At 67.8% G+C, this 21472-nt stretch carries 24 protein-coding genes and 1 pseudogene; 11 read left to right on the forward strand and 14 right to left on the reverse strand.

Features of this window, described 5'->3' with window-relative positions:
• Positions 1-634: SDR family oxidoreductase (locus tag L810_RS09425; RefSeq protein WP_021158152.1), on the forward strand; the 634-nt coding region annotated here is incomplete at its 5' end.
• A gap of 78 nt (positions 635-712) precedes the next feature.
• On the opposite strand, the gene L810_RS48380 is transcribed toward L810_RS09425, so the two are convergent.
• The 8 genes from L810_RS48380 to L810_RS09460 all read right to left on the reverse strand — a co-directional run bounded on the left by L810_RS48380 (position 713) and on the right by L810_RS09460 (position 6991).
• On the reverse strand, positions 713-853 hold the full coding sequence (locus tag L810_RS48380; RefSeq protein ID WP_021158153.1) for a hypothetical protein: 141 nt from the start codon (positions 851-853) through the stop codon (positions 713-715).
• Positions 854-1056: 203 nt separating this feature from the next.
• Positions 1057-1641, reverse strand: coding sequence for a nucleotidyltransferase family protein (locus L810_RS09430; protein ID WP_021158154.1), 585 nt, complete (start codon positions 1639-1641; stop codon positions 1057-1059).
• 103 nt (positions 1642-1744) lie between these two features.
• On the reverse strand, positions 1745-2464 hold the full coding sequence (locus tag L810_RS09435; RefSeq protein WP_021158155.1) for a M15 family metallopeptidase: 720 nt from the start codon (positions 2462-2464) through the stop codon (positions 1745-1747).
• 109 nt (positions 2465-2573) lie between these two features.
• Positions 2574-2969, reverse strand: coding sequence for a type II toxin-antitoxin system VapC family toxin (locus L810_RS09440; RefSeq protein ID WP_042973908.1), 396 nt, complete (start codon positions 2967-2969; stop codon positions 2574-2576).
• On the reverse strand, positions 2966-3205 hold the full coding sequence (locus L810_RS09445; protein WP_021158157.1) for a type II toxin-antitoxin system Phd/YefM family antitoxin: 240 nt from the start codon (positions 3203-3205) through the stop codon (positions 2966-2968). Before L810_RS09445 ends, L810_RS09440 begins: the two co-directional genes overlap by 4 nt.
• Positions 3206-3293: 88 nt before the next feature.
• Positions 3294-3977, reverse strand: coding sequence for a Fe2+-dependent dioxygenase (locus tag L810_RS09450; RefSeq protein ID WP_021158158.1), 684 nt, complete (start codon positions 3975-3977; stop codon positions 3294-3296).
• A complete protein-coding gene (locus tag L810_RS09455; protein WP_021158159.1) occupies positions 3974-4741 on the reverse strand; it encodes a tetratricopeptide repeat protein in 768 nt (255 codons plus the stop codon). Before L810_RS09455 ends, L810_RS09450 begins: the two co-directional genes overlap by 4 nt.
• Positions 4742-4744: 3 nt before the next feature.
• Positions 4745-6991 carry a TonB-dependent receptor gene (locus L810_RS09460; protein WP_021158160.1) on the reverse strand — a complete coding sequence of 749 codons (2247 nt, stop codon included), beginning with the start codon at positions 6989-6991 and terminating at the stop codon, positions 4745-4747.
• Positions 6992-7301: 310 nt separating this feature from the next.
• On the opposite strand from L810_RS09460, the gene L810_RS09465 reads away from it, so the two are divergent.
• Positions 7302-7541 (forward strand): FitA-like ribbon-helix-helix domain-containing protein, encoded by a 240-nt coding sequence (locus tag L810_RS09465; RefSeq protein WP_021158161.1) that lies wholly within the window; start codon positions 7302-7304, stop codon positions 7539-7541.
• Complete coding sequence (locus L810_RS44935) at positions 7538-7957, forward strand: type II toxin-antitoxin system VapC family toxin (RefSeq protein WP_021158162.1); 420 nt, start codon at positions 7538-7540, stop codon at positions 7955-7957. Before L810_RS09465 ends, L810_RS44935 begins: the two co-directional genes overlap by 4 nt.
• A gap of 135 nt (positions 7958-8092) precedes the next feature.
• On the opposite strand, the gene L810_RS09475 is transcribed toward L810_RS44935, so the two are convergent.
• A complete protein-coding gene (locus L810_RS09475; protein ID WP_021158163.1) occupies positions 8093-9388 on the reverse strand; it encodes an aspartate carbamoyltransferase in 1296 nt (431 codons plus the stop codon).
• A 233-nt stretch (positions 9389-9621) separates the two neighbouring features.
• On the opposite strand from L810_RS09475, the gene L810_RS09480 reads away from it, so the two are divergent.
• Complete coding sequence (locus L810_RS09480; RefSeq protein ID WP_021158165.1) at positions 9622-9756, forward strand: entericidin A/B family lipoprotein; 135 nt, start codon at positions 9622-9624, stop codon at positions 9754-9756.
• Between the two features lie 95 nt (positions 9757-9851).
• On the opposite strand, the gene L810_RS09485 is transcribed toward L810_RS09480, so the two are convergent.
• The 3 genes from L810_RS09485 to L810_RS09500 form a co-directional block, all read right to left on the reverse strand.
• Positions 9852-10400: a hypothetical protein gene (locus tag L810_RS09485; RefSeq protein WP_021158166.1), complete on the reverse strand. Its 549-nt coding sequence runs from the start codon at positions 10398-10400 to the stop codon at positions 9852-9854.
• Positions 10401-10584: 184 nt separating this feature from the next.
• Positions 10585-11538 carry a DMT family transporter gene (locus tag L810_RS09490; RefSeq protein WP_042973909.1) on the reverse strand — a complete coding sequence of 318 codons (954 nt, stop codon included), beginning with the start codon at positions 11536-11538 and terminating at the stop codon, positions 10585-10587.
• 299 nt (positions 11539-11837) lie between these two features.
• The gene (locus L810_RS09500) at positions 11838-12632 is read right to left on the reverse strand and encodes an AraC family transcriptional regulator (RefSeq protein WP_021158168.1); all 795 of its coding nucleotides are present in this window, start codon (positions 12630-12632) and stop codon (positions 11838-11840) included.
• A gap of 170 nt (positions 12633-12802) precedes the next feature.
• Between L810_RS09500 and L810_RS09505 the strand changes: the two genes are divergently transcribed.
• Positions 12803-13636: a molybdenum cofactor biosynthesis F family protein gene (locus tag L810_RS09505; protein ID WP_021158169.1), complete on the forward strand. Its 834-nt coding sequence runs from the start codon at positions 12803-12805 to the stop codon at positions 13634-13636.
• Positions 13633-14442, forward strand: a complete 810-nt coding sequence (locus tag L810_RS09510) for an SDR family oxidoreductase (RefSeq protein WP_021158170.1) — start codon at positions 13633-13635, stop codon at positions 14440-14442. Before L810_RS09505 ends, L810_RS09510 begins: the two co-directional genes overlap by 4 nt.
• 103 nt (positions 14443-14545) lie before the next feature.
• On the opposite strand, the gene L810_RS09515 is transcribed toward L810_RS09510, so the two are convergent.
• Together L810_RS09515 and L810_RS09520 are read right to left on the reverse strand one after the other, a co-directional pair.
• Positions 14546-15028 carry a cupin domain-containing protein gene (locus L810_RS09515; protein ID WP_021158171.1) on the reverse strand — a complete coding sequence of 161 codons (483 nt, stop codon included), beginning with the start codon at positions 15026-15028 and terminating at the stop codon, positions 14546-14548.
• A 274-nt stretch (positions 15029-15302) separates the two neighbouring features.
• Positions 15303-16025, reverse strand: a complete 723-nt coding sequence (locus L810_RS09520; protein ID WP_021158172.1) for a hypothetical protein — start codon at positions 16023-16025, stop codon at positions 15303-15305.
• A 313-nt stretch (positions 16026-16338) separates the two neighbouring features.
• Here L810_RS09520 and L810_RS09525 point away from each other — a divergent pair.
• From L810_RS09525 to creD, 5 genes and pseudogenes are all read left to right on the forward strand, one after another.
• Positions 16339-16830: pseudogene (locus tag L810_RS09525) on the forward strand (sterol desaturase family protein); the annotation flags it as partial.
• Positions 16831-16935: 105 nt separating this feature from the next.
• Positions 16936-17649, forward strand: coding sequence for an SDR family NAD(P)-dependent oxidoreductase (locus tag L810_RS09530; RefSeq protein ID WP_042973900.1), 714 nt, complete (start codon positions 16936-16938; stop codon positions 17647-17649).
• 85 nt (positions 17650-17734) lie between these two features.
• A complete protein-coding gene (gene creB, locus L810_RS09535) occupies positions 17735-18445 on the forward strand; it encodes a two-component system response regulator CreB (protein ID WP_021158177.1) in 711 nt (236 codons plus the stop codon).
• A 15-nt stretch (positions 18446-18460) separates the two neighbouring features.
• Positions 18461-19912, forward strand: coding sequence for a two-component system sensor histidine kinase CreC (creC, locus tag L810_RS09540; protein ID WP_021158178.1), 1452 nt, complete (start codon positions 18461-18463; stop codon positions 19910-19912).
• Between the two features lie 103 nt (positions 19913-20015).
• Entirely contained in the window at positions 20016-21419 is a 1404-nt protein-coding gene (gene creD, locus L810_RS09545) for a cell envelope integrity protein CreD (protein ID WP_042973905.1), read from the forward strand.
• Positions 21420-21472: the final 53 nt, after the last annotated feature.

Consider the following 21472-nt stretch of genomic DNA (forward strand, 5'->3'; position numbering starts at 1 on the left):
CATGGCCGCGCTCGACGCGCTGGCCGGCGAGGCTGCGTGCGAGACGTTGCGCGTCGATGTCGGTGGCGACGAGCACGCGATCGACGCAGCGCTCGCCGCGCACGACGCGTTCGACGGCCTCGTGAATTGCGCGGGGATCGCGTCGCTCGAATCGGCGCTCGACGTGAGCGCCGCACATTTCGATCGCGTGATGGCGGTCAACGCGCGCGGCGCGGCGCTCGTCGCACGGGCCGTCGCGCGGAAGATGATCGCGCGCGACGGACGTGGCGCAGCGCGGGCGCGGGGCAGCATCGTCAACGTATCGAGCCAGGCCGCGCTCGTCGGCCTGCCCGCGCATCTGGGCTATTGCGCGTCGAAGGCGGCGATGGACGCGATCACGCGCGTGCTGTGCATCGAACTCGGGCCGCACGGTATTCGTGTGAACAGTGTGAACCCGACGGTCACCCTCACGCCGATGGCGCAGTTCGCGTGGAGCGATCCGGAGAAGCGTGCGCCGATGCTGGCCGCGATCCCGCTCGGGCGATTCGCGGAGCCGGACGAGGTCGTCGAGCCGATCCTGTTCCTGCTGAGCGATGCGGCATCGATGGTCAGCGGCGTATCGCTGCCGATCGACGGCGGGTATACCGCGCGTTAGGCAGCGTCATACGCGGGCGCCGCATGACCGGAACCCGTGGCGAATGCACGGAGAATGCCCGGCGCGGCCGCCCGGCGGCTAGACCGGATCCTTGCTCGGTGGCCCGTCCGGTTGCTGCGGGTTGTCGTGATGGCCGGGCGGCGACGACAGCGGGTCGTCTTCCGGGTCGCGGTTCGGGTCGGCCGGTGGCTCGGGCGTCGGGGTCGTGTGATCGGTCATGGAGAACTCGCGCAGTGCGTGACGGCGGTGGCGCGGCGGGGGCGCCTCGTCTCCGTTATAGGCAATCGGGCGTGCATTTGCAGCGGGATTGTCGCGGTGGGGCGCCGGTCGTCGGGGCAATCCGCGCGGGCGTGGTTTTCGTGCCGACGCCTGTTGCGCCGGAGCGGGCCATGCGCCGCTCCGCGTGCGGGGCGGGATCGGCGTCAGCGCAGATCCGCGGGCGTATCGACGTCGCGCACGATGCCCGGATCGTCGACGTCGAGCAGCCTGACCGGTGCACTGGCGAACAGCGCGCGGGCGCCGGTGTCGCCGTCGAGGGCGGCGAGCGCATCGAAGTGGTGCGCGGCGAACCCAACCGGATGGCCGCGCGCGCCGCGATGCGCGGGTGCGACGATCGACGCGTCGTCGGCGTCGAGTGCGCGTGTGACGCTTTCGTAGGTGGACGCCGCGATCCACGGCATGTCGCCGAGCGCGACGAGCCAGCCGTTCGCGTCGGGTGTCGCGCGCACGCCGGCCGCGAGGCTCGCGCCCATGCCGCGCACCGCGTCGGGCGCGTAGACGACATGGCAGCCGGCCTCGTTCAGCAGCATCGCGAGTTTTTCGGCACCGGGACGCACGACGGCGATCACGTCGGCCGTGGCCGCCGCGAGACGGCGGGCGGCCGCGACCGCAACCGGCGTGCCGTCGGGAAGCAGCGCGAGCAGCTTGCTGTGCAGGCCGCTCGGGTCGAAGCGTTGACCGAGGCCGCCGGCGAGGAGGACGCCGGTGGCGAGTGACGCATAGGACATCGGCGCGGGGGAGAGTGATGCAGGTGCTGCGATTGTGCGGGAGCGGGCAGGGATCGACAAGTGAGGATGTTACCGGGGCGGGTTCGTTTCGTCGGAAAGAACGTCAGCGCGCGGCTTCGTCGAGCATGCTTTCCTCTACGGGACCGTAAATTGCGTGCGGCTGATTGTGCATGACGGCCCAATAGCGGTCGCCGAATGACCAATGCCACCATTCCGACGGGTAATTGGTGAAGCCGGCGCCCGTCAGCGCGGCGATCAGCACCTGGCGGTGGCGGGCGGCAGCCCGGCTGATGAACGGGTTGTGCGTATAACACGCGCCGGATGATTCCTGGTCGGTTGCGTCGAGCACGCAGCCCATGTCGAGCTCGACGCCGTCCGTCGAGATCAGTGTCAGGTCGACGGCCGCGCCCGTCGGATGGGCGGCGACTTCCGGCGGCGCGACGTAGTGGCTCGTCAGCGCGACCAATGTGTCCTCGTCCGGCAGCGGGTTCAGCGTCCGGCGCAGGTGCGCGAGATGCCGGGTGAAGTAGTGGCGTTGCAGCGCCAGCGGACGATAGCCCTCCTTGACGTACAGGCGCAGGCCGTCGGGCAGCGCGTGCGCGGCGGCGATCAGCCGTTGCGCCACGCCGTGACGCACTTTCAGGAAATGCCGGCTCGAGTGTGCGGCGTCGTCGCGGCCGGGATCGACGGCGATGCGGTCATGAAAACCGGCGAGATCGACAAATCCTTCGTGCGACTCCAGCAGGGCGATCGAGCGGACAACCGGATCGGAGAGCGATATCACGATAGCGGACGGAATGGCGCGATGACGGTTGCGGGCCATGAGCCGGCGCCGAGGCTGGCCGGCCGAGGTCGTTTTGGTCAGACGATTCGCCAATATGCCAGAGTCCGGCAAAGGATGCGCGGCGGTTTGGACCGCAGGCAGGCGACGCTCACCAGAGCGTCTTGACGTGCGCGTAAGCGCGGATTTTTTCGTCGCGCGTGACGAGCGGCACGCCGAGCCGTCGAGCGGTCGCGACGATCATGCGATCGGCCGGATCCTTGTGGAACGTGCCGGGGAGGTTGGTGGATTTCGCGGCGATGTCGGCATCGACGGGCACGAAGCGCATCCCGTCGATCTGCGCGACGGTGGCGAGCCATGCTTCGACCTCCATCGTCAGTGCGAGGCGGTCGTTGCGCACCAGCATCGCGATCTCCCACGCGGAGATCGCGGACGCGGCGAGCGCGCCTTCGCTCCGGGCGCGATCGATCGCGCTTCTCGCCTTCCTGCTGAGCGACGGGTCGCCCGCCACCCACCATACCAATGCATGTGTATCCAGCACGATCACCGCGACGCCTCCCAATCATCTTCCGCAATCGGATCGAGAGGATTGTCATAGCGCATGACCGAACCGCGCAATATGTCCAACGGCTGAGCTTCGCGCGAGCGATACGGCCGGATCTCGAGCGTCGGCTTGCCGTGGTCGGTGACGATCAGGCTTTCGCCCGACGCCTCGACGAGCCGGAAGTATTCGAGTGCGCGAGCCTTGAATTCGGATTTCGATACGGGAGCGTGCGGCATCATGATATGAGCATGGTCATTTGACGATGGTCATTTTAGTCATGGAGTCCGACGCAGCGCAAGCGCCGGGGGGCAGCGTCAACCGTTCGCGTTACGCATCCGCCCACTTCCTCAACAGGTTGTGATAAATCCCCGTCAACGCAATGACCATCGGGTCCTTCGCGCCTTTTTCGGCGGACAGCGCCTGAATCTGCGTATCGAGCTGGAACAGCAGCGTGCGGTCGCCGTCGTCGCGCACCATGCTCTGGATCCAGAAGAACGACGCGACGCGCTCGCCGCGTGTTACCGGCGTCACCTGATGCAGGCTCGACGCCGGATACAGCACGAGATCGCCTGCCGGCAGCTTCGCGCGATGGGTGCCGTACGTATCCTCGACACACAGCTCGCCGCCGTCGTACGCATCGGGTTCCTCGAGAAACAGCGTCGCCGACAGGTCGCTGCGCACGCGGAAATCCGTGCCGCGCAGCAGCCGGATCGCGTTGTCGACGTGCGTGCCGAACGTCTCGCCGCCTTCGTAGCGATTGAACAGCGGCGGAAACACCTTGAGCGGCAGCGCCGCCGAAAAGAACAGCGGGTGGCGCGCGAGCGCGTCCTGGATCGCGTCGCCCACCGCGCGCGCGGCAGGCGAGCCTTCCGGCAATTGGCGGTTGCGTTTCGCGAGCGCCGACTGCGCGCCGGACGTCGCGTTACCGTCGACCCATTCGGCCGCATCGAGGTGGTCGCGGCATTGCGCGACCTGCGCCTTGGTCAACACGCCGGGGATATGAAGCATCATGTTGCGGATTCCATAACGTGCGGCTGCGGCTGGGGTTGCGACTGCAGCGCCGCCGCGCGAAACGCGTCGATCGGCGACGACGCGAGATACGCGCGCATCTTCGCGACGAACGCGGGGGTAGCGGTGGCCGGCACGCGCGCGAGCCAGCCGAGCGCCTCGTCGATGCGTCCGCGCTCGGCAAGCAGCCGCGCATAGTTGAACTGGCCGCGGAAGTCGCCGGCGACGGCGGCGCGGCGATAGTGGTCGAACGCGGCGTCGATATCGACCGATACGACCCAGCCGTCCTCGTAGAAACCGCCGATCAGGTTGATCGATTTCGCATGGCCGAGCGCGGCCGCGCGGCGGAACCAGTCGAGCGCGTCGGCGCGGTTCTCGTCGCAGCCGTTGCCGAGCGCGAGCGCCGTCGCGTAGTTGTACATGCCCCAGTCGAGCCCCGCCTGAGCGGCGAGCCGGTACCAGTACACGGCGACCGGCGCGCACGCGGCCGTGCCCCAGCCGAACTCGTAGCACCGGCCGAGCATGTTCATCGCCATCGCGTGGCCGGCCCGCGCCGCGTGCCGGAACCAGTTGAACGCGGCCGCCGGGTCGCGCGCGACGCCATGCCCGTCGAGCAGGTACTGCCCGTATACGGCCTGCGCATCGACGATGCCGTTGTCGGCCGCCGCCGCGACCCACGCGGCGGCGCGCTCGGGCGGCCCGGCCAGGATGTCGGCGAACTCGCGCGGCGACACCGACGCGAGCGCCTTCAGCGATACAGCCTCCATCGATCAGTAGCGCGCGTTCAGCGTGACGAACGCCGAGCGGCCCGGGGCGATCGACGCGTAATGCGCCGGGTACGCCTGGTCGAAGTAGGTGCGGTTGAACAGGTTGTTCACGTTCAGTTGCAGGTCGAGCTTCTTGTTGATCCGGTACTGCGCCATCGCGTCGAAGCGCCAGTACGACGGCACTGCTCGCAGGTTCGCGGGATCGCCGAACACTTCCGACATGTAGAACGCGCCGCCGCCGACCGTGAACTTCGGCGTCACGTCGTAGTTCGACCACATCGTGAGGCTGTGCTTCGGCGTGTTCGGGAAGCGGTTGCCGTCGTTCGCCGCGTCCTTGCCGTTGTCGCGCAGCGCGCTCTTCATGTACGTGTAGCCGCCGAACACCTGCCACTGCTTCGTGATCTGCCCTGCGACGCCGAGTTCGAGACCCTGCACACGCTTGTTGCCGACCATTGCGTACTGGTTGTTCGGCAGCGTCACGCGCGCGTTGGTCGTGTCGATCTGGAACAGCGCGGCGGTGAGTGACAGCTTGTCGTTCAGCACGTTCCACTTGGTGCCGAGCTCGATGCTGCGGTTCTTCTCGGGCGCCATCTGATCGGCGTTCGGGCCGACGCCGCCGCGGCCCGGCGTGAGCGACTGCGTCTCGCTGCCTTCGCCGAGCAGCATGCCGGCCGGCGTCGACGACGTCGCATACGACGCGTAGATGCTGCCGTTCTGCGCGGGCTTGAACACGAGGCCTGCCTGCCAGTTCACGAGCGTGTCGTCGCGCATATAGGTTTTGCCGCCGTTGGCCCTGGTGTCGGTGAAGCGGGTCGAGTAGTCGTCGACGCGCACGCCGGCGTTGACCTGCCAGCGCGGCGTGATCTCGATCGTGTCGAAGCCGTAGATCGACTTCGTCGTGGTGCGTGCATGCGCGTAGTCGTTGTTGCGCGTGATCGAACCGGCCCACGGGTCGTTCGGGTTCGGCGACCACAGGCTCGTGCAGTTGTAGCCCGATGCGGCGCCGATGCCTTTCTGGCAGATCTTGCCGGTGTCGGTCGCGACGTTGTAGCTGTCGCGCTTGCCCCATTCGCGCGTCAGCTCGATGCCGGTCGTGAAGCTGTGCTTGAACGGGCCGGTGCGGAACTCGCCGAACAGCTCGGTCAGGTTCGCCAGGCTGTTGATCGAACTGTCGCGGTTGTTGTTGCGGCGCCAGACCTTGCCGTTCACCACGTTGCCCTGGCTGTCGTCCGGCTGGGTCCAGATGTAGTCCTGCGTCGATTCCGTGTAACGCGTGGTGTTGCGGATCGTCAGCGCCGACGTGATGTCGTGCTCGATCTTGATCGTGCTGATGTCCGACGTGGTCTTGCGGAAGTCGCGGTCGATCAGCCCGTAGAAGTTGTGGCGGTCGACGGGGGCCGGATAGATCGTGCCGACGTTCGCGGGTTTGTTCGACGCCGTATAGAAATACGGGATGCCGCCGTCGGGCATGTCGTCGGTCGACAGGTGGTAGTAGCTCGCGGTTACGCGCGTCGGCGTGCCGAGGCCGAACGCGATCGACGGCGCGACGCCCCAGCGTTCGTTGTTGACGGCGTCGCGGCCGGCGACGTCGTTGTTGTGGCTCATCAGGTTCAGGCGGAATGCGGCGTGATCGGCGAATTGCCAGTTGCCGTCGGCCGTGAAGCGGCGATAGCGGTCGGTGCCGAGGCCCGCGCTCGCGGCGGCGGTGGTGCCGAGGTGCGGGGCCTTCGTGATCAGGTTGATGCTGCCGCCCGCGCCGCCGCGGCCGCCGTATGCGCCGTCGGAGCCCTTGGTGATCTCGATGCGTTCGGTATTGAAGATCTCGCGCGTCGTGGCGCCCGTGTCGCGCATGCCGTCGACGAACATGCTGCCCTGCGTGTCGTAGCCGCGAATGAACGGACGGTCGCCGAGCGGGTTGCCGCCTTCGCCGGCGCCGAACGTGATGCCGGGCACGGTGCGCAGCGCTTCCGTCAGCGTCGACGCGCCGCTGTTCTGGATCAGCTCCTGCGGGATCACGGTGACGGATTTCGGCGTGTCGACGAGCGGCGCGGTGAATTTCACGGAAGCGGAGAAATCGGCCTTGTAGCTGTGCTCGGCCTTGCCCTGTACCTCGATCGGCGCGAGATGGCCTTCGGTGCCGGCCGGGGCGGGTGGCGGCGTACCGTCCGCCGCGAATGCCGGGCCGGCGGCGAGCACGCTGCACAAGGTGGTGAATTTACCGAGCTTCAGCTCGTCGGGACGTGACTTCATGGTGCGCTTCGACCTCGCGGTGTGGCCCCGGGGCGGTGCGCTGCGGAAATGTGCACGCCGTCGGGAATTATTACGATTTGTTTTCAGGCGGCATTCTATGTAATTTCATCGTGAATGAGAAGCGTTCTTGTTCTCGTTTGTTGAGGAATTGTTGACGAATGTGACGGCGTCGTTGCGGAGGGAAGATTGGCCGAATGGCCAGATAGGAAGGGCTTGTCGGGCCGGTTAGAGTCGCAGTGTCGCGATTTACTTGGTATGACAGCAAAATGCTAATATGACTGCATTGAAAGCAATCTTGATGAGGCGCACCATGCCGGTGATCACCGTCCGAAATCTGTCCGATGAAGTGCATCGAGCACTTCGCATTCGCGCGGCCCAACATGGGCGCAGCACCGAAGCCGAGGTGCGCGACATTCTCGAACAGGCCGTTCTTCCGGGTGGGCGGCTCAAGCTGGGAACGATGCTGGCGGCAATCGGGCAGGAGGCCGGCGGATTCGATTTCGACGCCCAGCGCGACAAGACGCCTGCCGATCCGATGAGCTTCGAATGATCCTTGTTGATACGAATGTCATTTCCGAACCGCTACGACGCGAGCCGAACGCGGCCGTGATCGAGTGGCTCGATGCCCAGAATGTCGAAACCTTGTTTCTGGCTGCGATCAGTCTCGCGGAAATACGATTGGGCGTGGCTGTATTGCCGGAAGGACGCCGGCGAGAGTGGCTGCATCAGAGCATCGAGCAGCGCGTGCTGCCATTGTTTCGCGGACGAATCCTGCCATTCGACGATGCTGCGAGCAAAGCGTATGCGAGCCTTCGCGCACGCGCTCGTGCCGCAGGTGTCGCAATTGCACCATCCGATGGTTTTATCGCCGGCACGGCCGAAGCGAACGGCCTGATCGTCGCCACGCGCGATGTCACGCCGTTCGAGGCAATGGGAATTCGCGTAATCGACCCGTGGGCGCGCTAACGAGCCCACGGCTGCCGGCCCCGCAGGCTGCCCCGCAATTGAAAAACGCGCCGTGCGATGCGGCGCGTTCTGCTTCAGGCAAGCGCGCCGCCGACCTGAAACGACGGCAGGCGGGCGCGAGACTCTGGATACGATTCAATCGACGCCGTGAAACACCGCGTCCTCCGGCCCGAGGTATGCCGGCGGCCGCCACGTCGCGTCGCGCATCGAATGCTGAACGAGGTTCTCGACGCCGAGCAGCACCGCGAAGATCGCCATCCGCACCGGAATGCCGTTGTCGGTCTGACGGAAGATCGCGAGGCGCGGGTCGCGGTTCAGGTCGACCGACAGGTCGTTCGCGCCGGGCCGGCTGTCGCGCGGCAGCGGGTGCATGATCAGCGTGTCGGGCTTGCACACCGTGTCGACGAGCGCCTGGTTGATCTGGAAATCCGGCGTGTAGCCTTCGAACGACTCGTCGGTGAAGCGCTCCTTCTGGATCCGCGTCGCGTAGACGACGTCCGCGCCGCGCAGCCCGGCCGCGAGGTCGGTGGTCTGCTCGATCACGTGGCCGTTCGTCGCGATCTGGTCGACGATGTAGGCCGGCATCTCGAGCGTCGGCGGCGACACGAGCGTGAACTTCAGCCCGCGGTACAGCGCGAGCAGCTTGACGAGCGAGTGCACGGTGCGGCCGTACTTGAGGTCGCCGACCAGCGCGATGTGCGCACCGTCGACGATCTTGCCGAGCCGGGAGAACTCGCGCTGGATCGTATAAAGATCGAGCAGCGCCTGGCTCGGGTGCTCGCCGGGGCCGTCGCCGCCGTTGATCACGGGCAGGTTGGTCGCGCGCGCGAACTCGGCCACCGAGCCTTTCTCCGGGTGGCGGATCACGAGCGCATCGACGTAGCCGGCCATCACGCGGCTCGTGTCGTAGATCGATTCACCCTTGGCCATCGACGAGAACGTGAAGCCCGTCGTGTCGCACACCGAGCCACCGAGCCGGCAGAAGGCGGCGCCGAACGACACGCGCGTACGCGTGCTGGCTTCGAAGAACAGGTTGCCGAGCACGGCGCCTTCCAGGACGCGCGAAATCTTGTGGCGGCGTGCGATCGGCTGCATCACGTCGGCCACGCGAAACAGTGCCTCGACCGATTCCCGCGAAAACTGGTCGACCGACAGCAGTTGCGGCTTGCCTTCGAAAAAGAACTGCTTGGCGAGCCCCTGATTATCTACGCTTTGCGTATAGCCGCTGCCTTCCGGTGCCGAGCGCTCGACGATTTCCGACACGAAGCGCTCGACGATCTCGGGCATCCCGCGCGATTCCTGCGAATCGTCGGGCAACAGCCAGGTATCCAGCGCGCGCCGGCTGACGCCGATGCGATTGGCGAACGCTTCGCGGGTCATGTTGAGGCGGCGCATCGCGTCGCGGAGGAAGGCTTGCTGGGGGACGGTCATCGGCGGCTCCTGACGGAAAATATACGCGGTGCGTATATTAGTTCCTGGCGCGTTGAAGTCAAGGAAAATCTGTGCGGACCGGCTGTGTGGCCCATGTGACATGCGGCGGGTTCGTAGTGGCGCATCGCGGCCGTCTCCGTATAATCAGGTCAGGCCCCGTACCCAGTGTCTTGCCGGGTACCGCGCCGCATACGATTCGCCCGTCGGGCTTGTTGATTCGAAGGAGAATGAGAATGACGCGTACGATTGCTGCAATGCTGCTGGTGGTGACCGCCGCGCTCGCCGGTTGCAACACGGTCGCCGGTGTGGGCCAGGATATTTCGAAGGGTGGCCAGGCGATCAGCGATACGGCTGAAAAGGCCAAGTAAGCCGACTGGTTTCGGAATGCAGAAAGCGCCGGCCGTCCCGCGATTGCGGGGCGGCCCGGCGCTTTTTTTTTCGGCCGGTGCCTACGCCGGCGGCGTCACGCGTGTTCGACGAACGCGTAGCGGCCTTCGACCTTGCGCGGCGTGAACCAGCCGTAGTCGGGGAACATCCGGTTGCGCACGTACCAGACGTAGCCCACCAGCAACGCGGTGATCACGAGACTCGGCAGCGCGGTCGACGGATCGCGTCCGAGTTCGGCGATGGTTTTCGGCAACTGCAGCAGCGACAGCAGGATGAACGCGTGATAGGCGCCGACGCGATGGGTCGCGAAGCCCCAGATGAACAGCAGCGACAGCGGCACGGTCAACGCCAGGAACACGGCCACGAGGCCGGTGCCGGCGCCGCTTGCGAAGAAGTAATACGCGAGCACGAGGCTGATCGCCAGTTGGGCGATACCGAGCGCGACCAGGATCCGGACGTGCACCTTGTTCTTGCGGCAGCGCTCGGGGTCGGGGCGCGATGCGATCAGGTGCGCGAGCACGCGATCCTTGAGCCCCTGCCCGGACAGTTCGGCCAGTGCGTCGGCCTTCCTCGTTCCCGCGGAGAGCAGCACCGCGATTCTTGTTTTGGCTTCCTTCCTGTTCATTGCGTGTCGGATTGTTGTTCGATGGTTGTCAAAGGGGCCGGCCACGCGAATATTGCATCTTGCGGGGTGGTGCGCAATGGATTTGCGGCGCACGGACACATTCCTACAGTGGCCGGGGGCGCGGGCCGCGACGATGTGACGGGAGGAAGTGGCCGCCGTTGCCGCAATCCCGCGATGACTGAAATCAGTCGGCGGCGGTTTGAGCGGGGGTGGGCGCGGGGCTGGCTGGCCGGGCATCGTGCGTGTCGGCGAGCCGCTCGCGCCGCCGCGTCGCGCCGACGAGCATGCCCGCGACGACGAGCGCGATGCCGGCGACCCGCGTGACGTTCAACGTTTCACCGAACAGCGCGACCGCGAACAGCACGGCCGAGACCGGCGCGACCGCCGTGAACAGCGCGGCCTCGGTTCCGCTGGTGCGCGCCGAACCCGCGTACCAGCACAGGTAGCCGAGCACGGTCGGCACCAGCGCGTAGTAGGCGATTGCCGACACGGCGCCGACAGTCCAGCCATCTGCGACCGCGTGCCATTCGAATACAGCCGGCACGAGCGCGAGCACGAAGCCGAGCCCCGACATCGCGGTGGACAGCGCGAGCGGCGGCAGCGGCGCGGCAAGGCGCCGGTTGAGCAGGATGAATACGGCTTCGCATGCGACGGCGGCCAGCACCAGTGCATCGCCGGCAAGCGTCTGGAGCGACGGCAGCGCGTGGCCGGGGGCGAACGTGACGAACAGCACGCCGGCCGTGGCGAGCGCGGCGGCCGCCCAGTCGCGCGGCGTCTGCCGCTCGCGCAGCACGACGGCCGCGATCAGCGTCGACATCGCGGGCAGCGTGCCGAGCATCACGCCTGCGTCGAGCGGCGACGACAGCTTCGTGCCGCTGATCAGCAGCACCGTGTAACCGACGCCGCCCGCTGCAGCCTGGATGACGAGCAGCACGCCGTCGCGGGTGGAAATGCGTGGCCAGCGCATTCGCTGCGCGCGCATCAGCGCGAACAGCAGCGGTGTCGCGATCAGGAAGCGCAGCGCGGTGGCCGTGAACGGCGGCAGGCCGCCTGCCGCGAGACGGCTCGCGATGACGGTGCTGCCGACGCCTGCCATCGCGGCGGCGAGATAGAGATAGCCGATCAGTCGTGTCTTCATGCGCCGCATCGTCGCGTATGGCGGCATCGCGCGTCTTGAACGAAATTGCAGCGGGCGCGGGTGCGTCGAGGGCCGTGCGTGGGGCGTTACGCACGTCCGTTTGCGCAGACTGCTGCCGAAGCCGAAGCCGAAGCCGAAGCCGAAGCCGAAGCGGAAGCGGAAGCGGAAGCGGAAGCCGCAGCCGACGCCCAAGCCCAAGCCCAAGCCCAAGCCCAAGCCCAAGCCGCGCCAGCCGTCGTCGACATCGGGGCCCGCCTTCGATCGCCTTGCAACCGATCGCGTTGCGCGGGGGCCCGACGTCAACCGACCTGCGCAAACCTCCCCGGCGTGATCCCGAACTGGCGCGCGAACGCGCGCGTCAGGTGGCTCTGATCGGCAAAGCCGGCTTCGGCCGCGGCATCGGCGATCGGCAGGCCGCTGGCGAGCAGCGCGCGTGCCAGCCGCGCACGCGACTGGATCAGGTAGGCATGCGGTGTGATGCCGAGTTCGCGGGCAAACCCGCGCAGCAGCTGGAAGCGGCTGACACCGCTCAGGCCGGCCAGCTCGGCGAGCGAAACGGGGGCGGCCGGTGCCGCGTCGAGCCGCTCCCGCGCGATGCGGATCGCCGGTGCAACGCCCGCCGTCGGCAGCGTGCGGTTCGCGTGCCGGGCGAGCAGCCCGGCGACGAGCATCACGAGTGCCTCGTCGCGGGCGAGCGGCGGGGATTCTCCCGCGACGATGCGCGCATGCAGCCGGCCGACGGCGGCCGTGAGCCGCGCGTCGCGTACCGCCGGATGCGCCAGTTCGATGCCGCCGAGGCCTTCTTCCGCCGCGACGCCCGCGACCAGCGCGGGCGCGAGGTACAGCATCCGCCAGCGCCGGCCCGTGCCGGCCTCGATCGGCGAACCGTCGTGCATCTCGCCCGGGTTGACCATGATCGCGTCGCCGGCCAGGGCGTCGACCTGCCCGCGGCCGCTCCACGACCGGTGCGCGCCGCTGACGATCACGCCGACCCCGAATTCGTCGTGCGCGTGGCGCGGAAACGCGCGGTCGGAGTCGAGGCTGATTGCCTCGATGCCTTCGCCGGTCCGTCGGTAGTGGGTGACGCGGTGCATGTGCGCTCCTCGCGCCGGTCGCGGCGCGGATTTCGTGCACTTTAGCGCGTTCCGGCGGCGCGCGCCCTTCATCCTTTTGGCCGATACCGCGCATCGCACGCAGCCCGCACCATGTGCACATGAGCAGCGTACACGGCCCGCCGGGCCTGAAGCTGCGCGGGAGACGGCAGGTGGAACAACAGGATCCGGTATTCATTCAGGTTGGCGCGCTCGCGGACGGTTTCGCGCCGGAAGCGAACATCCTCGCATCCGTCGATGCGCTCGCCGGGCATACGCTGACGCTCGGCGACGCGTCGGGGGCATGGCGGGTCTACATGTTCGAGCCGGGCGCGCTGCAGTGGCGCGACGCGGCGACCGACACGGGCGGCCGCGAGCCGTGCCGCGTGACGCGGTTGCGCAACGGGCTGTACTTCGTCGACTACATCGATTCGTCAGCCCGCGCGACGTCGGTCAGTCTCGTGATCGATCTCGACAACGGGGTATGGACGTCGGTTGTCGGCACGCTGCCGACCGAAGCCGACACGCGTATCGACGCATTCACGCGGGTGGCGCGCGGGCTGCCGCTGACGGGCGTCGAGGCCGGTTTCCGGCACGGCACGCTCGGCGGCCATACGCAGCCGGGGCCGCTGCACGGGCCCACGCGCGAGCTGATCGGCAAGCGGACGATGTACCGCTACAGCCCGACCGAGTGCTACGAGCACATCTACCTGAACGAGAACTTCTACGCGTGGCAGTGCCTGCAGGGTGTCGAAGGCGGCCTGGCCGATGTCGACCGCTGCCATTACTTCAGGATTGCAGAGGAGCTGTATCTGTTCGTGTGGCGCGAAAAGGTGGTGCCGACGCTCGGCGTCGTGCTGATCGACCTCGCGCAGCGCAAGACCGACGGCAAGATCTTCGGCTACCAGGGCGGCGATTTCGGCACGCTGTCGAACTTCCCGATCGGCGCGCATGCGCAGGTGCTGAACGACACCGTGCATCCGCTCGACGGCGGGGCGCAGCGATGAATGCCGCGCCGGGCAGCGGCCGCCTGCGGGCGGATTTCAGCGGGCGTGTCGTGCTCGTCACGGGCGGCGCGCAGGGGATCGGCGCGGCGATCGCGCGCCGTTTCGCGGAATCCGGCGCGTTCGTCGCGCTCGCCGACCTGAACGGCGAGGCCGCCGCCGCACAGGCCGACGCGCTCGCGAGCACGGGCGGCGAGGCGCGCGCCTATCGGGTGGATGCGGCCAGCCGCGACCAACTGGTCGCGCTGGTCGCGGCAGTCGAGCGCGATGGCGGCCGGCTCGATGTCGTCGTCCACAATGCCGCGTATTTTCCGCTGACGCCGTTCACGCAGATCGACGAGCCGACGCTCGACCGGACGCTGTCGGTCAACCTGTCGGCGCTGTTCTGGCTCGCGCAGGCCGCGTTGCCGGCCTTCGGGCGCGCGGGGGCGGGGCGGCTGCTCGTCACGTCATCGGTGACGGGGCCGCGCGTCGTGTATCCGGGGCTCGCGCATTACGCGGCGTCGAAGGCCGGCGTGAACGGCTTCATTCGCGCGGCGGCGCTCGAACTCGCACGCCACAACGTGACGGTGAATGGTGTCGAACCGGGAATGATCCGCACGCCGGCGGCAGGCAATCTTGGCGATGCGTCGGTCGCCGCGCAGATCGCGCGCGACATTCCGCTTGCGCGGATGGGCGAGCCGGAAGATATCGCGAACGCGATGCTGTTTCTCGCGTCGGCCGATGCCGCGTACATCACGGGGCAGACGATCGTCGTCGACGGCGGTGCGACGTTGCCCGAGAGCGGGGCGGTGCTGGGCGGCGAGTGATGGCTGGCCGGGTAACGCGCCGCGCAACGAGGCGGCTCCGGCGGCCTGCCGCGCGTTCACGCAGCAGGCTCGGCAGGTTCCGTCGGGGGCATCTTCGCGAGCGTCAGTCCGGCATGCCGTCGTGGTCCCCGAGCGGCCTGGCGGGCCAGTCCACCCAGCGGTCCGCGCGGGTAAGCTCGTACGCCTCGTTCTTCGGGTAGCGGATGCGGTTGTCGTCGCGCGGGCGTTCGCCGATCACCATCAGCCTGACCTCGTCCTTCGTGTTGTTGATGAAGGTGTGACAGATGCCGGTGCCCGCCGGAAACGCGACGGAATCACCTTCGGCAACGGGGTGCAGCACACCGTCGATCCAGACATCGGGCTTGCCCTCGAGCACGTACACGAACTCCTGCTCGGTGCTTTCGGCATGCGGATATGAGGTTCGCCGACCCGGCAGGAGCCTCACGTGATGAATGCCGATACGGGTGATGCCGAGTTCGGCGGAAAGCGGTGCGTCCAGCGCCATCGGCTCGGTGTCGCCGCGATAGCAATGCGCTTCCGGTTCTTCGAGCTCGGTCCAGTGCTTGATGAAATCGGGGCGGGTCATTGGGTGCTCTCCTTTCGGGGGATGTCGACTGTGGCGATTCACGCGCCGGCGTCGGCAGCGGTTTGCGCCCCATCTCGGCGAATGAACCTCGGCCGATAACTTGCCGGCCGATACGAAACGACGGTTGCACGTCGCGGCTGCCGGGGGCGGGACGTTGGCCCGGATGCCGCCGGCGAAGCGATCGGCGACATCCACGGCATTTTGCGACGAACCCTTTTCGTTGTGGAAACGACGTGCGAGACGCGCGCATGCCTCCCGCCGCGTACCGCCGCGACTACAGCCAGCCGTTGCGGATGAACTCGACGATCGAATAGCGGCGGTGCTCGAGATCGTGCTGCCGGACGGCATCGACGATGCGCGATACGCCATCCGCGTAGGGCGTATCGCCCACCACGCGCGATTCGAACTGCAGGCTGCACGCACCGTCGTCGATGCGTATCCGGTGAATCGCGTGGCGGCCGAGCTGATCGTCGGCGACGGCGAATTCGCTGCGCTGCACGTCCGGGTCGCGCACGGAGCGGATGTCTTCCGGCCGCACGCCGAGCGACTGGCCGATCCCGACGGCCGTGCCCGGGACGGACGTCTTGCCGGCCTGGTGCGACTCCGTCAGGCTGATCCGGCAGTCGTGAAACAGGTGGCCGCTGGTTTCCAGCATGCTCATGAACTTGAGCATCAGGATGTTCGTGTTCGGACACAGCACGATCGGGAAAGCGTACGAGCCGGTTTCGAGCACGGAGCCGGTGGACAGCTCGACGAGCGGCGACGCGGAGGCCTCGCAGAATGCGATGACGTCAGGGAGCTCGCGGCCGGAACCGGCGTGCACGACGATCGAGCGGGCGTCGATATGCCGGGCATCGCCATGCCGGGCGTCGCTATGCTGCGCATCGTTGTGCGTGCTGTCCGACCACGCCATCACGCGACAGGTTGCGGGGTCGAGCCGGTGCGCGCCGAGCAGTTCGCTGGCCAGCTTGCCGGTTCCTACGACGAGTACTTGCATGGCATTGACGGGTTGAGGTTCGGAATTCGTTCAGGACGGGAAATGGCGCCGGCCGTCGGGTGGCCCGGCACGGTCGCGGCGCGTGCCGCCGCAGCGGCCTCGCGCATTATGCCCGGCCGGCCGCCTGCGCGCCCGCCGGGCTGCGCAGGCGGCGTGCGGTGCGACAGTGCGCGGTGCGTCAGCTCGCCGACACCGTCGGCAGCCACGCGTTCGCCGCATTCTGCGTGGCGAGCTGCTTCGCGATCGAGCGCGCGAGTCGATCCGTATCGGACGCCACCGTGTCGTGCCTCGCTTCCGACACGCCATGCAGGCCGGCGCCGCGATGTTCTTCACGCCGCTCGTATGGCTCGGCGTGCGCCCGGAAGCCGTGCTCGCGATCCTGTCGTTCAACCTGATGTACCAGTTCTGGCTGCACAACACGTGGATGCCGAAGCTCGGCTGGCTCGAATACGTGTTCAATACGCCGTCCGCGCACCGCGTGCACCATGCGTCGAACCTCGACTACCTCGATGCGAACTACGGCGGCGTGCTGATCGTGTTCGACCGGCTGTTCGGCACCTATGTCGCCGAGCGCGCCGACGAGCCGTGCCGTTTCGGCCTCGTCACGCCGACCCGTTCGCGCAATCCGTTCGTCGTCGAACTCGAACACTGGGCGAGCCTCGCCCGCGACGTCGCGACGGCCCGCGACGCGTGGACGGCGATCCGCTTCGTACTGCTGCGGCCGGGCTGGCGCCCGGACAACCAGGGCGAAACGACGGAGGAACTGCGCCGCCGCAGCCTCGTCGCCGTGCGCACGGATGCGTGAACGCGCTACGCTGTGTCGAATTGCCGGCCGCGCATGCGTGCCGCGGCCGGCATGACCCATGCAATACGCATCATCAGGCAACCCTCGATCCAGGAGAAAACATCGATGGAACACGATTTCAAAGGCAAGGCAGTCGCGATCACCGGCGGGTTCGGCCATCTGGGCGTCGCGACGGCCGCGTGGCTCGGCGCGCGCGGCGCACGCGTCGCGCTGATCGGCCGCGGCGCGGCCCCGGCGGCAGAGGCACTGCCCGGCGTGCCGGCCGACGCGCTGCGCATCGGCGGCATCGATCTGGTCGATCCGCAGGCCGCCGCGCGGGCGCTCGATACCGTGCAGCGCGAATTCGGCCGGGTCGACGCGCTGCTGAACATCGCGGGCGCATTTGTGTGGCAGACGATCGCCGACGGCGACGCCGCCACGTGGGACCGCATGTACGAACTGAACGTGAAGACCGCGCTGAACGCATCGAAGGCCGCGCTGCCGCACCTGCTGGCGAACCCGGCCGGGCGTATCGTCAACATCGGCGCGGGCGCGGCGTTCAAGGCCGGCGCGGGAATGGGCGCCTATGCGGCCGCGAAGGCCGGCGTCGCGCGGCTCACCGAGGCGCTGGCGGCCGAACTGCTCGACCGTGGCGTGACGGTGAACGCGATCCTGCCGAGCATCATCGATACGCCGCCGAACCGCGCGGACATGCCGGACGAGGATTTCTCGCGCTGGGTGCGGCCGGAACAGATCGCGGCGACGATCGGGTTCCTGCTGTCCGCCGACGCGCAGGCGATCACCGGCGCGTCGATTCCGGTGACCGGCCGCGTCGCGTAGTCCGGCGGGCACGGGCTCGCGCTCGCGCGGCGGCCGGCCGTGCGTACAATGGCGCACCGGACCCACGCGAGCCCAGCCCGAGACCATGCATCAGCCCCATATCCTGATCGTCGAAGATGAAGTGGCGATCGCGGACACGATCGTCTACGCCCTCGGCACCGACGGCATGCAGACCGTCCACTGCACCCTCGGGCAGGCGGCGCTCGACCGCCTGCGCGATGCGCGCTTCGACCTCGTCGTGCTCGACGTCGGCCTGCCGGACCTCAGCGGCTTCGAGGTATGCCGGCGGCTGCGCACGTTCTCCGACGTGCCGGTGATCTTCCTCACCGCGCGGCACGACGAAATCGACCGGATCGTCGGGCTCGAGATCGGTGCCGACGATTACGTGGTCAAGCCGTTTTCGCCACGCGAGCTGGCGGCCCGGGTGCGCGTGATCCTGCGGCGTTTCCACCGGGCGACCGCGCCCGAATCGATACCCGCGCCCGCGCCGGCTCCCGATGCGACGACCGCACCGGGCTTCACGGTCGATACCGATGGCGCGCGCGTGTCGTGGCTCGGCCACGCACTGGATCTCACGCGCTACGAATTCGGGCTGCTGGCGCTGCTGGTCCGGCATCCCGGGCGCATCTACTCGCGCGAGCAACTGATGGATCTCGTGTGGCACGAGGCCTTCGATTCGGCCGACCGCACGGTCGACACGCACATCAAGACGCTGCGCGCCAAGCTGCGCGCGATCGACCCCGAGCGCGACCCGATCCGCACCCATCGCGGGATGGGTTATTCGCTGCAACCGTAACGACCGGCACCGCCCATGCATATCGGCCTGCGCATCTTCTTCGGCTTTTTCCTGATCGTCGGGCTGGCCGCGCTGATCACGCTGCGCGTGTTCGTGCAGGAGGTGAAGCCCGGCGTGCGCGAGGCGATGGAGGACACCCTCGTCGATACCGCGCAAGTGCTCGCGACGCTGGCCGCCGACGACATGGCCAGCGGCCATATCGCCGACGGCGCTTTCGCGCGGCAGCTCGCGCAACTTCACGAACGCCCGGTCAGCGCGAACGTGTGGGGCGTGCAGAAGAACGTGATCGGCTACCGCCTCTACATCACCGACGCGCACGGCATCGTGCGCTACGACTCCACCGGCCGCGCGCTCGGGCAGGACTATTCGCGCTGGAACGACGTGTACCGGACGCTGCGCGGCGAATACGGCGCGCGCAGCACGCGCAGCGATCCGAACGACGACAGCAGCACCGTGATGCACGTGGCGGCACCGATCCGGCGCGGCAACGAGATCATCGGCGTGCTGACGATCGCGAAGCCGAACCAGACGGTCGCGCCGTTCATCGCGCGCAGCCAGCGCAAGATCATGCTGTACGGCGCGCTGCTGATGGGCGGCGCGATCCTGATCGGCGTCGCGTGCACCTGGTGGCTGGTGGTCGGGCTGCGTCGCCTGCAGCGCTATGCGCGCGCGATTGCGGCGGGCGAGCGGGCCGAGATGCCGCTGCAGGGTGCGAGCGAACTGGCCGAGCTCGGGCGCGCGGTGGAAAGCATGCATCAGCGGCTGGAGGACCGGCAGTACGTCGAGAACTACATCCACACGCTCACGCACGAGATGAAAAGCCCGCTGGCGGCGATCAGCGGTGCAGCCGAACTGCTGCAGGAAGACATGCCGGTTGCGAACCGCCGGCGCTTCACCGAGAACATCCGTCGCCAGGCCGGCCGCCTCGAACAGATGATCCGCAAGCTGCTCGCGCTCGCCGAAGTCGAACAGAAGCAGCGGCTGTCGGTGCGCGAACCGGTCGCGCTGCGGCCGGTGCTCGAACAGCTCGTCGACGATATCGAGCCGCGCGCACGGCAGCGCGGCGTGAACCTGGCGATCGACGCGAACGACGCGGCCGACCCGGCGGTCGTCGAAGGCGATCCGTTCCTGCTGCGCCAGGCGCTCGGCAACCTGCTCGACAACGCGCTGGATTTCGCGCCGCGGGGCAGCACGATCCGCATCGCGCTCGAACGGCAGCCGGCGGGCAGGGCGCACGTCGCGATCGTGCGCGTCGCCGATGACGGCCCCGGCGTGCCCGACTACGCACTGGCGCGCGTGTTCGAGCGCTTCTATTCGCTGCCGCGCCCCGACGGGCAGGATCGCAGCACGGGCCTCGGGCTGTGTTTCGTCCGCGAAGTCGCGATGCTGCACCGCGGCCAGGTCGCGCTCGCGAACCGCGACGAAGGCGGCGCGTGCGCGACGCTCACGCTGCCGTCGGCGGCCTGACCGCGCTTCACGTTCGCCCCACATTCGCTTCACACCGGCTTCAATCGCCCTTCACCGGGCCGGCGCATGCTGGCGGTACCTTTTACTCCGGTACCTGTCGGCCATGAATCGAGTCCTGTTGTTCAAATTCGTGATCACCGCGTTGCTTGCGCTGCTGATCCTGATCCCGCTGCAGATGGTGCAAAGCATCGTGCACGAACGCTCCGCGTATCGCATGGATGCGCTGCAGAGCATCTGGTCGAGCTATGCGGGGCCGCAGACGGTGTCGGGGCCGGTGCTTGTCGTGCCTTACACGGAAGTCACGCGCGTGCGCGACGAGACGCCCGCCGGCGGCGCGACGAAGACGAGCCTGAGAAGCGAGACGAAGCGCCTGCTCGTGTTTCCGAAGACGCTGAACGTCGACGGCACGCTGACGACCAGCGTCCGCTATCGCGGCATCCACAAGGCGCTGGTGTACGAACTGACGAGCCGGTTGACCGGCACGCTGGCGTTGCCGGACCTGAAGAAGCTGCCGCAGGCGGACGGCCACGTGAGCTTCAAGGTCGACAACGCCTATGTCGCGATCGGCATCGGCGACATTCGCGGGCTGACCGCGCAACCCGACGTGCGTATCGGCGGCGCGCGTTTCGACGTGGAGCAGGGCACGCGGCTGGACAGCCTGCGCCAGGGTGTGCACGCGAACGTCGATCTCGCGGCGCTGGCCGAAGCAGGCGCGGGAGCGGGAGCTGGCGCGGTCGTGCCGTTCAGTATCGACCTGCCGCTGCGGGGCGCGGAGTCCGTCGCGTTCGCGCCGGTGGGCGACCAGAACGATTTCTCGCTGAAGTCGACGTGGCCGCATCCGAGTTTCGACGGCGCGTTCCTGCCGAACAACCGCACGGTCGATGCGCGCGGGTTCACCGGCAACTGGCGCGTGACGTCGTTCAACACGAAGGCGCGCGAGCAGATCGCGACCGGCAACGGGGAAGGCGCGATCGAAACGGCGTCGGTATCGATGATCGAACCCGTGAACGTCTATCTGCAGGCCGAACGCGCAACGAAGTACGGCGCGCTGTTCGTGATGCTCACGTTCGCGAGCTTCTTCATGTACGAGCTCGTGAAGCGGCTGCGCATTCACCCGATCCAGTACACGCTGGTCGGCCTGTCGCTCGCGTTGTTCTTCCTGCTGCTGTTGAGCCTCTCCGAACACATCGCGTTCGCGTATGCGTATCTCGCGGCGAGCGGCGCATGCATCGGGCTGCTCGGCTTCTACCTGTCGTTCGTGCTGCATAGCGTGAAGCGCGGCGCGGTGTTCTCGGTGCTGCTCGCGGTGCTGTACGCGGCGCTCTACGGGCTGCTGCTGTCGGAAGACAACGCGCTGATGCTCGGTTCGCTGCTGCTGTTCGCGATCCTCGCCGGCATCATGACGCTCACGCGCCGCGTCGACTGGTATTCGCTCGGCGCCGCGTGGCAACCGTTGGCCGACAAGACGGCCGCGGGCGCCGTGAAGCCGGGCGCGCAGGCGAAGTAGGCACGCGGGTGGCGAGGAAGCGCGCCGGTCGGCAATGCGACGGCCGGCGCGTC

The organism is Burkholderia sp. AU4i (assembly GCF_000466765.1).
GTDB lineage: Bacteria > Pseudomonadota > Gammaproteobacteria > Burkholderiales > Burkholderiaceae > Burkholderia > Burkholderia cepacia.

Coding starts and splice junctions, on each gene's coding strand:
- L810_RS48380 (WP_021158153.1), bottom strand. CDS start 853: ATGACCGATCACACGACCCCGACGCCCGAGCCACCGGCCGACCCGAAC.
- L810_RS09430 (WP_021158154.1), bottom strand. CDS start 1,641: ATGTCCTATGCGTCACTCGCCACCGGCGTCCTCCTCGCCGGCGGCCTC.
- L810_RS09435 (WP_021158155.1), bottom strand. CDS start 2,464: ATGGCCCGCAACCGTCATCGCGCCATTCCGTCCGCTATCGTGATATCG.
- L810_RS09445 (WP_021158157.1), bottom strand. CDS start 3,205: ATGATGCCGCACGCTCCCGTATCGAAATCCGAATTCAAGGCTCGCGCA.
- L810_RS09450 (WP_021158158.1), bottom strand. CDS start 3,977: ATGATGCTTCATATCCCCGGCGTGTTGACCAAGGCGCAGGTCGCGCAA.
- L810_RS09455 (WP_021158159.1), bottom strand. CDS start 4,741: ATGGAGGCTGTATCGCTGAAGGCGCTCGCGTCGGTGTCGCCGCGCGAG.
- L810_RS09460 (WP_021158160.1), bottom strand. CDS start 6,991: ATGAAGTCACGTCCCGACGAGCTGAAGCTCGGTAAATTCACCACCTTG.
- L810_RS09465 (WP_021158161.1), top strand. CDS start 7,302: ATGCCGGTGATCACCGTCCGAAATCTGTCCGATGAAGTGCATCGAGCA.
- L810_RS44935 (WP_021158162.1), top strand. CDS start 7,538: ATGATCCTTGTTGATACGAATGTCATTTCCGAACCGCTACGACGCGAG.
- L810_RS09475 (WP_021158163.1), bottom strand. CDS start 9,388: ATGACCGTCCCCCAGCAAGCCTTCCTCCGCGACGCGATGCGCCGCCTC.
- L810_RS09480 (WP_021158165.1), top strand. CDS start 9,622: ATGACGCGTACGATTGCTGCAATGCTGCTGGTGGTGACCGCCGCGCTC.
- L810_RS09485 (WP_021158166.1), bottom strand. CDS start 10,400: ATGAACAGGAAGGAAGCCAAAACAAGAATCGCGGTGCTGCTCTCCGCG.
- L810_RS09490 (WP_042973909.1), bottom strand. CDS start 11,538: ATGAAGACACGACTGATCGGCTATCTCTATCTCGCCGCCGCGATGGCA.
- L810_RS09500 (WP_021158168.1), bottom strand. CDS start 12,632: ATGCACCGCGTCACCCACTACCGACGGACCGGCGAAGGCATCGAGGCA.
- L810_RS09510 (WP_021158170.1), top strand. CDS start 13,633: ATGAATGCCGCGCCGGGCAGCGGCCGCCTGCGGGCGGATTTCAGCGGG.
- L810_RS09515 (WP_021158171.1), bottom strand. CDS start 15,028: ATGACCCGCCCCGATTTCATCAAGCACTGGACCGAGCTCGAAGAACCG.
- L810_RS09520 (WP_021158172.1), bottom strand. CDS start 16,025: ATGCAAGTACTCGTCGTAGGAACCGGCAAGCTGGCCAGCGAACTGCTC.
- L810_RS09530 (WP_042973900.1), top strand. CDS start 16,936: ATGGAACACGATTTCAAAGGCAAGGCAGTCGCGATCACCGGCGGGTTC.
- creB (WP_021158177.1), top strand. CDS start 17,735: ATGCATCAGCCCCATATCCTGATCGTCGAAGATGAAGTGGCGATCGCG.
- creC (WP_021158178.1), top strand. CDS start 18,461: ATGCATATCGGCCTGCGCATCTTCTTCGGCTTTTTCCTGATCGTCGGG.
- creD (WP_042973905.1), top strand. CDS start 20,016: ATGAATCGAGTCCTGTTGTTCAAATTCGTGATCACCGCGTTGCTTGCG.